The organism is Uliginosibacterium sediminicola, assembly GCF_039631295.1.
GTDB classification, from domain to species: domain Bacteria; phylum Pseudomonadota; class Gammaproteobacteria; order Burkholderiales; family Rhodocyclaceae; genus Viridibacterium; species Viridibacterium sediminicola.
This window is the reverse complement of the sequence record NZ_JBDIVE010000001.1, coordinates 751,447-763,084: the sequence shown is the minus strand read 5'-3', so window position 1 is coordinate 763,084 and position 11,638 is coordinate 751,447. Positions and strand designations below refer to the sequence as shown.

Here is an 11,638-nt window from a genome sequence, read left to right as displayed (position 1 = left end):
TTACAGCTTGTAGGTCTGCACGATCTTCTGCATCGAGGCGGCCAGCTGGTCCAGTTCGCGTGCCGTGCTGGCGCTGCCGGAGGCTGCGTCGCTACTGAGCTCGGCCATCTGCGCGATGCGTTCCACCTGCTGGGCGATATTGGTGCTGGCACTGCTTTGTTCGCGGATCGCATCGGTGATTTCATGCACCATGTCGACGGTCTGAAGGCTGGTCACGCTGATGCGCTCAATCGCCTGGCTGGCATTTTCGGCCCGTGTCACCCCCTGGCTGACGCGGTCGACGGCGAGCTCCATGCTGCTGACCGCATCTTTGGCGCCGCCGCGCACGCCATCGATGATGGCTGAAATCTCGCGCGTCGAATTGGCGGTACGTTCGGCGAGCTTGCGCACTTCGTCGGCGACGACGGCGAAGCCACGGCCTTGTTCGCCGGCGCGCGCCGCTTCGATGGCGGCATTGAGGGCGAGCAGATTGGTTTGATCGGCGACTTCACGGATCACCGCGACGACTGAGGAGATCTTGTCACTCTCGGTTTCGACGACGCTCAGGCGCTCGCTGGTGAGGCGCACCGTGCTGGCGATTTCGTTGATGTCCTTGACCGTCTCGCCAATGGTTTGATTGCCGTCCGCGGCGAGCTTGCCCGATTCGTGCGAGAGCTGGTTGGCGGCCACCGCGCGGTCGCCGATGTGACCGATGCTCACCGTCATCTCTTCCACCGCCGCGGCCATGCTGGAGGCCGATTCGCTCTGCTGGGTCGACGCTGTTGCCAGCTCATGGGCCGTCTCGGCCATGTCGCGCGATTTGGCGGCGACGGCATTGGCGCTCTCGCCAATCTGACGCAGATTGTCCTGCATGGCTTGCAGCAGGCGGTTGAGGCGGCGGCCCATATCGCTCAGCTCGCTGTTGCCTGCGGCCGGGACGCGGATGCGGAAATCCTGCTCGTCTTCGATGCGCGCAATGGCGCTCTGCATGCTCAGCAGGCCCCGGCGGATGCCGCGTTCGAGCGTGAGGCCGAGCGCCACCACGGCGGCGACCCCGACGATGATGATGATCCATGAGTACAGGCGCAGCTGTTTCATGTCCTGCATCGAGGCGTCGCGTTCGGCCTGGATGGCTTCGTCCATCAGGTGCTTGTGCTCGTCGGTGACGGTCTTGGCGTCGGCCGAGATCTTGATGAACGCACCGATGCCGGCGCGGGCCGCTGTATCGTCACCGCTGTTATTGCCTTCAAATGCGGCATACAGCGCGGTATCGAATTTCTTGAGCGCCTCGGTTTCCTTGTCGAAGATGGCCCGTTCGCGCGGATCACTGATCAGACGCTCGTAGGTCTTCATGTGATCCCACAGCGACTGATCGCTCTTCCTGGCCTGCTCTTCCACCTTCTTGCGCTCAGCCTCGGTGGGCTTGATGAAGTGATTCAGCACGTGCACGCGCAGCCTGAGGGTTTGCGCGACGATTTCATCGAGCTCGCGGACCTTCTGCAGGGTTTCGCTTTGCGAACGCTCCAGCGATGCGGCAAGACGGGACGAATTCTGTAGTCCCAGCAGCCCGACGCTGAGGGTGATCAGCGCCGAGAGTGCAAGAATGAGCTTCAGTCGGAAGGCGATGGAGGTGTTCATGTGATGGACTTCTATCAGTTCGGAGCTAGGGTTTACGCGTATATCCGCCCAAGCTTGAGGGTGTCGCACAACTTTTACACCTGCGTTTTGCGGCACGGGCGGGGAACTTGCAGGACTCTGGCGGATCGCAGCATGCGGCAGCGCAAGCTGCTATATAGTTCGCCCCTCTTACTGATGTTGGCTGTGACCATGAAATTGCGCTGGATCCTCCCCGTTTGCCTGGCCCTGCTGTCGAACCTGGCCTGCGCCGATGCGCTGCCGCAGGCGCCCGAGCTGGCGGCGCGCTCCTGGCTCTTGCTCGATGCGGGCAGCAATCAGGTGCTGGCCTCAGCGCGGCCGGATGATCGCGCCGAGCCCGCTTCGCTGACCAAGCTGATGACCGCCTACGTGGTGTTCCAGGCGCTGCGCGCCAAGACCATCAGCCTCAACCAGCAGGTGACGATTTCCGACCGCGTTTATCAGGTGGCGCGTTCGCGTGAGGAATCGGTGATGTTCCTCGATCCGCGCAAGCCGGTGACGGTCGATGAGCTGATTCACGGTGTGATCATCCAGTCCGGCAACGACGCCTGCGTAGCCCTGGCCGAGCTGGTGGCCGGCAGCGAGGCGAAGTTCGTTGAACGCATGAACCGCGAGGCGCAGCGCCTGGGCATGACGAACACGCATTTCCAGAACGTCACCGGCATCACCGAGGCCGGCCACTACAGCACGCCGCGTGACCTGGCCAAGATCGCCACGGCGATCATCCGCGACTTCCCGGAATACTTCCCGATCTACTCGCAGAAGCAATTTACCTACAACAAGATCACCCAGCCCAATCGCAACCGCCTGCTGTGGCAGGACGCCAGCGTGGACGGCATGAAGACCGGCCATACCGCAGCGGCCGGTTACTGCCTGGTGTCGACGGCGCGTCGCGGGCCGCGCCGTGTGGTCTCGGTGGTGATGGGCACGGCCTCCGACAAGGCGCGCGCGCAGGAGTCGCAGAAGCTGCTCAATTTCGCCTTCGAGGCCTTCGATCTGGTGCAGTTCTTCAAGGCGCAGCAAACCGTGGGCGCCCTGCCGCTGCGCGAGGGCAAGCTCGACAAGGTGAACGCCGGCTTCATGAATGATCTGCTGATCTCGGTGCCGCACGGCCGTGCCGCCGAGGTCAAGCTGCAGTTGCTGCCGGCCGCCGGGCTCAAGGCGCCGCTGGCGCGTGGCGCCAAGCTTGGCAGTCTGCGCCTGCTGCTCGACGGTCAGGTCCTCGGCGAATACCCGCTGCTCGCCCTGCAGGATGTCGAACGCGCCAACTGGTTCATGCGCAGCATCGAAGGTCTGCGCAATGCCTTGCACTGAGCGTGCTCGGGGATAAATTCGTCAGCGGCAGCGGCGCTTGCTAAAATTGCCGCTTGACTGCCTGGAACCGCGCCGCCCATGAGTGAGCCTCTGCAAGACACCCTGCTTGAATTCCCCACCGATTTTCCGCTCAAGATCATGGGCTTGCGCGTCGATGGCTTTGTCCAGGCGGTGGTCGATGTGGTGCTGCGCCATGCGCCGGACTACGATCCGGCCACGGTCGAGATGCGCCCTTCGGCCAATGGCAAATATCTCTCGCTGACCTGCACCATCCGCGCCACTTCCAAGCCGCAGCTGGACGCCTTGTACACCGAGCTGTCGAGTCATCCGATGGTCAAGGTGGTGCTTTGAGCGAGGCGCTCATCGGGCCTGAGCACTCACTGCAGATCCGTGAGCTGGGCCTGGTCGAGTACGCGCCCAGCTTCGAGGCGATGAAGGCCTTCACCGCCACGCGCGACGCGAAAACCCCGGACCAGTTGTGGTTGTTGCAGCATCCGCCGGTCTATACACTGGGCCTGGCGGGCAAGGTCGAGCACCTCCTGCAGGCGAGCGAAGTGCCGGTGGTGAAGATCGACCGTGGCGGTCAGATCACCTACCACGGCCCCGGTCAGGCAGTCGTGTATCTGCTGCTCGACCTGCATCGCCGCCAGCTGATGGTGCGCCAGCTGGTCAATCTGATGGAGCAGGCGCTGATCGACGTGCTGGCGGATTGGGGCATTGCCGCTGAGCGCCGTGAAGGCGCACCGGGCGTCTATGTCGGCGAGGCCAAGATTGCCGCGCTGGGACTCAAGATCACGCGCGGCTGCAGCTACCACGGGCTGTCGCTCAACGTGGAGATGGATCTGGCGCCGTTTACGCGCATCAATCCCTGTGGTTACGAGGGATTACGCACCACCCAGCTCAGTGAGCTGGGCGTGCACACAAGCGTCGCAGAGGCGCATCGCAGGCTGGCGGAACGACTCGCCGCCCTGCTGGAAGAACGCTATCCGGTCATTTTGCCGGCGGCGCAAAAACAGGAACTCGTGTGATGGAAGAACAGGTCAAGAAGCAACGCGGCGAACTCAAGACGGCGCGTATCCCGATCAAGATTGTGCCGGCCGAAAAGCTGCGCAAGCCCGAGTGGATCCGCATCAAGATCGGCAACTCGGAAGAGACCGCGCGCTTCAACGAGATCAAGGACACGCTGCGTGAGCACAAGCTGCACACCGTCTGTGAAGAAGCTTCCTGCCCCAACATCCACGAATGTTTCGGCAAGGGCACGGCGACCTTCATGATCATGGGCGACATCTGCACGCGGCGCTGCCCGTTCTGCGATGTCGGTCACGGCAAGCCGGACCCGCTCAATCAGGACGAACCGCGGGACCTGGCCAAGACCATCGCCGCGATGCGCCTCAAATACGTGGTGATCACCTCGGTGGACCGCGACGACCTGCGCGACGGCGGTGCCCAGCACTTCGTCGACTGCATCCAGGAGACGCGCAAGGCCTCGCCGCACACCACCATCGAAGTGCTGGTGCCGGACTTCCGCGGCCGCATGGACATCGCGCTGAAGATCTTCAGCGAAGCCACGCCCGACGTCATGAACCACAACCTCGAAACCGTGCCGCGCCTCTACAAGGCCGCGCGCCCCGGTTCCGACTACCAGCACTCGCTGATGCTGCTGAAGAACTTCAAGGCCGCGCACCCCGAAGTGCTGACCAAGAGCGGCCTGATGGTCGGCCTCGGCGAGACCGACGAGGAAATCCTCGAAGTGATGCGCGACATGCGCGCCCACGATGTGGACATGCTCACCATCGGCCAGTACCTGCAGCCTTCCGGCGGCCACCTGCCGGTGCTGCGCTACCCGCATCCGGACGTCTTCAAGATGTTCGAGACCGAAGCGCTGAAGATGGGCTTCAAGAACGCCGCCTGCGGCCCGATGGTGCGCTCCAGCTACTGGGCCGACATGCAGGCGCACAGCGCCGGCGTGGCCTGAGACAGTGACGAATCCAACGCTTAGAGCGACTAAACAACGCTTTTTGCGACCTAATAACAGCGATGGACGCTACTGGAGCCTGCATTAAGGCAGTCATCGTAAGCAGCAGTCGGTTTGTCGTTGGGGTTCAGTAATCTGAAAATGCAACACTCGCGTTCATTGAGTCCGGCAGAGCTATTAATTTCCCGGGAAATCTCTGCGTTTCAAGAGCGCGTGCTAAAGAATTGGCGAGGGCACGAGAAAGAAGGGCTGTACGAGCTTGTTCGGGCCCTTGATGTTATCGCTGTTGGCCGCATGCTCCGGGCAGAGGTGGCTCAGGAGGCGGAGCGCCCGCACGAGCATCACTGCCTCGTGGGGGCCGCCGTTGCGTTGCGCCCATTCATATCGGCAATTCAAGGCACGGGAGGCGGAGTACCTTTTGCGCCGACGAACACCACGTATTCTGAATTCGCGCACAGCTACTTAGATGCGTGTGGGCGTCTGTCCAACCTCAAGCGCTTGGCCTCGCTTGAAAAACACGGGGTTGCGCGCACCCAGATCATTAGCCCTAACCATCTTGTTATTCGCCTCAAGCCTGACTCACTTGAGTGGGCGGCACGGGAGGCAATTTTTCACTTACGGTCTCGGTACAAAAGGGATGGCATCGACAGCGTCGCCCCCAACGAGATTGACTGGGATGGACTGCGGCAACGAATGTCGTCTTACGTAGACGTAGCTTCCGAATGGTTCATCCGTTACGACAACGACTGGGAAATTGTTCTTGCATACCGTGATGCCGCGCGTGACTTTGGCATTGGCTATTTCGAAAGCGAAGCTCTGCCGGATGACGTAGCGCTTGGAGGGCGAACTTTCGGAGAATGGAAAGCCGCATGTGAGCAAGCGCTAGGAAGAGTGCTTTGCCACATCGACTTTGCACTACTGTTGGCCAAGAAAAACCCAATAGTGGATCTGCGCAATGTTTTGACTATATTCGTTCGCAAAGATGATGTGGCGGAAGTCTGGCAGGAGGCTGGATTGCAGGCCCAGCGGATACAGCCTACGTTGAATGCGTTAAGCCTCAACATGGAAAGCATTGGGGACTGGGAGGATTGCTTCGAGACCCCCGCCACCTACTATATCGATTTTGGTAAAGATTTTTATTTGCTGCCTTGTTTTGGCGCAATATCCAATCCGTACTTTGCGCTATTCCGGCACTTAAGACGAGTGCATGAGAAAGAGTGGTCTAGCGGCGTCGATAGGCGGGAGCAAGTATTCCGCCAAGACTTGGCAACTGCTTTTCCTGCCCCTAGATTCTCGATTCCAGAGCACGGGGTGAAGCTTCGCCGCCCCAATGGATCCGTCCTGACGGATATCGACGCAGTCATATTCGACAACGAAACCGGTTCCATCGCGCTGATTCAATTGAAATGGCACGATGTCTTTGGCAGATCTGTGCGTGAGTGGGCAAGTAGGAAGCGAAATCTTGACATAGCGAATGCTTGGGTCGACAAAGTCATGGATTGGATCGGCTCCCAAAATGCAGCGGATGTTGCTGCAAAACTTGGGTTCAGAGGCCCCCGATCCAATTTCGCGCCTCAAGTGTATGTACTAGCAAGGTACTCCGCCGCGTTTAGCGGGGAGTGCGCACAAGATAACCGTGCAACATGGCTAGGTTGGCCAGAATTGCTTCACGGCTTAGAAAACGCTGAAGGTGCAGACCCTATAGCTGAAATTCCGGTTTGCGTTGAGAGTTTTCGCAATCAATTTGCTGACGTTGGGAAAACGCACGAGAAGTACGAGTTCCCGACCTTGACTGTCGAGCTGTACGTGGACTAAAGACTCGGAAGTAGCACGGCTGTACAACGCTCGTCGTTACAGCGTTAGAATGGGCTCCATGCCCATTTAGCATGTTGTCATTGAAGAGTTCAAAGACACCAGTCGCCTTGGTTCAACTTGGCGACCCAACTGGTTGGGCGGCATCGAACGCGACCCCGAGGTTGCAACAGAATACAGACTCCAGGTTGTCCTGGCTAAGGTGAAGGACGATGCCAAGGGCGCTTGGCACACGGAAAATGCCATAGAACAAGACATTCTCCGCGTGGAGGCTATCGGCGTTGGACAGCTTCCATTGCTGTGCATGGGCTCCCTTTGGCGGGATGGTAAGCTGGAGATGCTCCGCAGTGGCGTCGAGCAAGTCTTTGACCTCGACATTCCTCCTGGCCTACCGAACTACTACATTGCTACCGATAAGGTAGGCCTGGCAGGGCTCGTCCCCTTCCGCGCTCATCGTTTGATGGGCTACGGCAAGAACACCAAGTGCATTGTCTTGCCGCACAACGGCGACCCAGCAGGAATCATCATTCCCGCTATCGAGCTCATACGTTTCTACTACGTCAATTCGACGCGGCTCTCGAAGGCGGTCTTCGACGGCGACTTCGTCCACTCGCCGTCGAGCATTTATGATCCCGACTACACCGGCCTCAATGGAAAACTCGCTGTGGTTTGTCGGCGACAAGATGTCAGCGGCGATGATTGCTGGACTATCGCCCGGATACTCAATTCACAGGCTGCATTTGACGGTGCCCGACGGGTGAACGATTCGATGATGAGAGACTTCGCCAATACGCAGAACGCGAACCCCGAGAGTGCATTCCCATTCTCGGGCAAGACGAGGATCAAGGCGCTGTGCAAGAAAGTGGGCTACGCACCGGCGCGCTGGTTAGTGTTGTCGCTCGTATCCTGCTCAGCACCTTTTCCCTACGAAGACCTGCAAGTCATGGCCGACAACGATGGTCGGCAAGCCAACCCAGATACCGATCTCCCGGACCCAGCCAAGATTCCGATTGTCTGCCCAAGTAAAGACAGCGGACAGGAGCTTGAACCGCTGCGGCTCCAAAACGTGAAAGAACCAGACAGCAAGGCATTACCCAAGCGCCTCGAACTATCCGGGGGCTGCTCCACGCTTTGCAAAGCAAGAAGATCAAAAAGGAAGACAAGAGCTTTGTAAGTACAACGCCGGACAACTTGCACCAGTAGTGGCTCCAGATCCCGACAGCAGCAGAACGGCGGATGGGGCTCACGATACGCGCCCAGGCATAAGCGCACGCTTGCCTCCAATACCAGATGGGCCGGGGCTAAACGTACCGCCTCTGTTGGCCGGAGGCTCCGGGAGATAAATACTCCGCTCTAATTCTTACTCCAATGTCTTCGTCTCGTATGACAGGCCTTCAAGTTGGTGTCATTCGCGACACTCTTTCCAAACAAGAGGGTAGGATTAGGGATCAGTCTTACCTGCGGCCTGCGGGCGTAAAGCTCTTTCCGAAGGTATTGCGGCACACCTTTTCATCTGCAAACGAGTACGCAACCAAGCTCTGTGCGCTACTGGCAGCCCCCTGCGCAGAGCGCTAAGCAAAACTTCTGGATGAGCGCCACGATGAGTAAAACAGAAAAATTTAGGGTTAGCTCTCATCTAAAAGACATTATAGGTCGCGAGCTTGTGACGAACGAGTACGTGGCGATTTTTGAGCTCGTAAAAAATTCTTTCGATGCAGGCGCTACCCGGGTAGACATCGAGTTTGACCCCGACAACAAAAGGCTGGTCATCACTGATGACGGGCAAGGAATGTCTCTAGCAGACATCCGTAACAAATGGCTTTTCGTGGCTTACTCTGAAAAAGCATTAATTCAACCTGACACATACCGAGACAAGATCAAACCTTCTGGTCAATTCGCAGGAAGTAAAGGTATCGGGCGATTTGCCTGCGACACTTTGGGCAAACGACTCGACTTGTATAGCCGAGCAAAAGAAAAAAACTCGATTTCAAGACTTGAGGTGGATTGGACAAGGTTTGAAGACGATAGCAGTGAAGAATTCCAGAGCATTGATGTTGCGGTAAGCGCAGCAAAATCCTTCCCATCGGCAATTAATGCGCCTACTTTGTCCGGGAGCGGCACCGTTCTTATCATTGAGGAAGCACGGCACTCGTGGGATTCGGACAGGATCCAGCAGTTACGAAAAGACCTCGCCAAGTTAATTGATCCGTTCGGGACAACTACCCATGTAACTGTATCAACTTGGTTGTTGGATGGATCGGATCAAGCGATTAGTGGGGTTGATGGCCCCATTCGCAATGAAATTGCTGAATTGCTGATTGAGAAAACAAGCCGAATCGACGTAAAAATTGGCGGCGGCTTTATTAACACCACACTTTTTGATCGCGGCAAAAAAATTTATGTTGTGCGAGAACCCTCCCCTTACGAGGAGTTGAGCGACTGCCAAGTAGAAGGTCACATTTACTTTCTAAACAGGGCGGCAAAGAAAACGTTCACTACACGAATGGGTGTGCGCCCAATTGAGTTTGGTAGCGTATTTTTGTTCCTGAATAGGTTCAGGATTTTCCCTATCGGGGAAGAGTTTGACGATACCTTGGGGTTGAATCGAAGAAAACAGCAAGGGCAGTCTCGCTACCTTGGAACTCGGGATGTCATCGGTCGCGTTGACGTGCTTGCTCCCCCTAAAATGTTCAGGGAAGTATCAAGTAGAGATGCCGGGCTAATTGAGGATGCGCGTAGCCGCGCGCTCTTTGACGCCATAAGAAAACATATGATTTATCGCCTTGAGCGGTATGTTGTAGGCGTCAATTGGCGTGACAAGCCGGATCAGGATCGAGATACGCCAGAAGGGTTGGATACAGACAGCTCGCGCAGCAGAATACTTGCTGTCGTTGGGGCGCTTGCAAAATCAAAAGATATCGAAATTCTGTACTACGACGAAGAGCTCACGAGGGTTCCGGAAGATCCAGATAGCATTACCGATGAAACACTGAAGTCGCTATCCCAGTTGGCGGACAGCAGTGGCGACGCTAAGTTGCTCAAGCGTATCGAGGCGGCCAAAAGCAGGATAGAGGAGTTACGTGTTTCTCGAGAAGAGGCGCGGCAAGCCGCCCATCGTGCCCTGGAAGAACAGCAGCGCACAAACCAACGTATCGCACTACTTGAGAAGCAGGCTGCATTTTTGGGGAGCAGCCTAGACGTCGACGTCGAGCGCGTACAGCTTCTGATGCATCAAGCCAAAATTCATTTGGGACATGTTCGCTCCGCGATTTCCAATGCGGCATACGAAATCAGATCTCTCCTCGAGAATGCCGTAACCCCCGCCGGTCTCAAAGATATTCAAGATGTGGAAGACCAACTTGCCAGCATTCGACAGTCGGCTCGTCGAATATCAGTAGCAGTAGCAGGCGCGACCCTATCTGGCGACAGGCTGGGCGCGGTCTTGTCGTTTGCTCCAAACATTCGAGTTGATTTGGAGACAGACAAAGTTGAGGGGGACTTGTTGCGCTTTCTCGAAGAGTATTTTGAAGTTCGTCTTGTTGGAATTCCCAACATACCTGCAGCGACCTTCGATGCATCAGGGTTAACTCTTTACAGATCTTTCTCCCCGGTTGACATCGCCGTTCTCGTTGACAATCTACTAGACAATGCTCACAAGGCAAAGGCACACAAGATCGAATTTAAGGTTGGTCAAAAGTGGAAAAACGCCATTGTCATACGAGTTTCGGATGATGGGCTTGGTATAGATAGAAGAAAAATAGATTCCTCGAAGATATTTGAAAGAGGCTACTCTGGCTCTGCTAATGGCACAGGTTTGGGTTTATATAGCATCCGACAAATCCTGCAAGAAATGGGCGGCACTATTGAGTTGGCTGGGGATGGGAGCCGGGCGGATTTCGATATTGTAGTACCGGGGGAAATTCATGAATCTTGATTTTGGAATTCTTTGGATAGAAGACTCATTTAGTCCCGCGGAGGAGGAAAGCCTAAGGCGCCGGGTTCGTGATGCGGGCTTTATCGCTCGCATCGACGCAATCCCGAACGGCGAGACTATCGAGGGCTTAGCAAAAGAGCACCATTTGTATCATCGATACGACATCATCTTGCTGGACTATCGCCTCAGGGATGAGCGTGGCGATGAGCTAGCGCCCAAGATCAGGAGGCTTTTTCCTTCCACAACTATCCTGTTTTACTCGGGCAGTGTTAAAGAGGAAGGCGAATTGCGCCGCCTTATTGCAAGTAGTGACGTAGAGGGGGTCTATTGCTGTCGCCGCGATGGACAGAGGTTTATCCAGCGAACAGGTGAACTCATCGATCAAACGGCCCGTGCGTTGGACAGGCTCTCAGGAATGAGGGGATTGGCTATGCGTGTCGTAGCGGAGTGTGATGAGATAATGAAGAAGGCCATGATATCCATGTGTGGCTTTGATCAAGGCTGTAAAGACAAGATGCCCGATCTTGATGCGGATGTATTTAAGTCTATCGACAGCATGAGGCAAAGCTACTCGGATGCAACCGTCAATAGCAGCGACCTGATCGCGCGTCTAGGGACCATGGCGGTTGACAGCGCTAAGTTATTTGCTCATTTCCGCCGCCTTACAGACTTGGCAGTCAAAAACCCTAGCAGCTTTAAATTGGACGAAGCTCAGGTTGATAGATTGCGCGAACTGAGGAGGAATAGCGCCTCGTACGTCGACAATGTCCTGAGGAAACGAAATGTCCTAGCGCACGTATTTGAAGAGCGGGGAGAGAGCGGGTGGGTTTTAAAAGGGAAGGGTAGCGATGAAATTAGCGTTAGTGACTTTCCGGATATTCGAAGAGGTTTTGCGGGATACATGGATGCCCTGCGAGAAATCGGTACGCTAGTGACTGCTTCCTCTTCCGACTGACGTTTCTACACGT

Annotated in this window: 9 protein-coding genes; 8 read left to right on the top strand and 1 reads right to left on the bottom strand. The window is 56.6% G+C overall.

Annotated elements, in window-relative coordinates:
* Complete coding sequence (locus ABDB84_RS03625; protein WP_345918319.1) at positions 1-1,617, bottom strand: methyl-accepting chemotaxis protein; 1,617 nt, start codon at positions 1,615-1,617, stop codon at positions 1-3.
* Positions 1,618-1,806: 189 nt separating this feature from the next.
* On the opposite strand from ABDB84_RS03625, the gene ABDB84_RS03620 reads away from it, so the two are divergent.
* The 8 genes from ABDB84_RS03620 to ABDB84_RS03585 all read left to right on the top strand — a co-directional run bounded on the left by ABDB84_RS03620 (position 1,807) and on the right by ABDB84_RS03585 (position 11,625).
* Entirely contained in the window at positions 1,807-2,949 is a 1,143-nt protein-coding gene (locus tag ABDB84_RS03620) for a D-alanyl-D-alanine carboxypeptidase family protein (protein WP_345918318.1), read from the top strand.
* 78 nt (positions 2,950-3,027) lie between these two features.
* A complete protein-coding gene (locus ABDB84_RS03615; RefSeq protein WP_345918317.1) occupies positions 3,028-3,300 on the top strand; it encodes a YbeD family protein in 273 nt (90 codons plus the stop codon).
* Positions 3,297-3,977, top strand: coding sequence for a lipoyl(octanoyl) transferase LipB (gene lipB, locus ABDB84_RS03610; protein WP_428715061.1), 681 nt, complete (start codon positions 3,297-3,299; stop codon positions 3,975-3,977). Before ABDB84_RS03615 ends, lipB begins: the two co-directional genes overlap by 4 nt.
* Positions 3,977-4,924 carry a lipoyl synthase gene (lipA, locus tag ABDB84_RS03605; protein ID WP_345918316.1) on the top strand — a complete coding sequence of 316 codons (948 nt, stop codon included), beginning with the start codon at positions 3,977-3,979 and terminating at the stop codon, positions 4,922-4,924. Before lipB ends, lipA begins: the two co-directional genes overlap by 1 nt.
* Positions 4,925-5,065: 141 nt before the next feature.
* Entirely contained in the window at positions 5,066-6,739 is a 1,674-nt protein-coding gene (locus ABDB84_RS03600) for a hypothetical protein (RefSeq protein WP_345918315.1), read from the top strand.
* Positions 6,740-6,872: 133 nt separating this feature from the next.
* Positions 6,873-7,910: a hypothetical protein gene (locus ABDB84_RS03595; RefSeq protein ID WP_345918314.1), complete on the top strand. Its 1,038-nt coding sequence runs from the start codon at positions 6,873-6,875 to the stop codon at positions 7,908-7,910.
* A gap of 426 nt (positions 7,911-8,336) precedes the next feature.
* Entirely contained in the window at positions 8,337-10,670 is a 2,334-nt protein-coding gene (locus ABDB84_RS03590) for a sensor histidine kinase (RefSeq protein ID WP_345918313.1), read from the top strand.
* Positions 10,660-11,625, top strand: a complete 966-nt coding sequence (locus ABDB84_RS03585; RefSeq protein WP_345918312.1) for a response regulator — start codon at positions 10,660-10,662, stop codon at positions 11,623-11,625. Before ABDB84_RS03590 ends, ABDB84_RS03585 begins: the two co-directional genes overlap by 11 nt.
* The last annotated feature ends 13 nt before the right edge of the window (positions 11,626-11,638 follow it).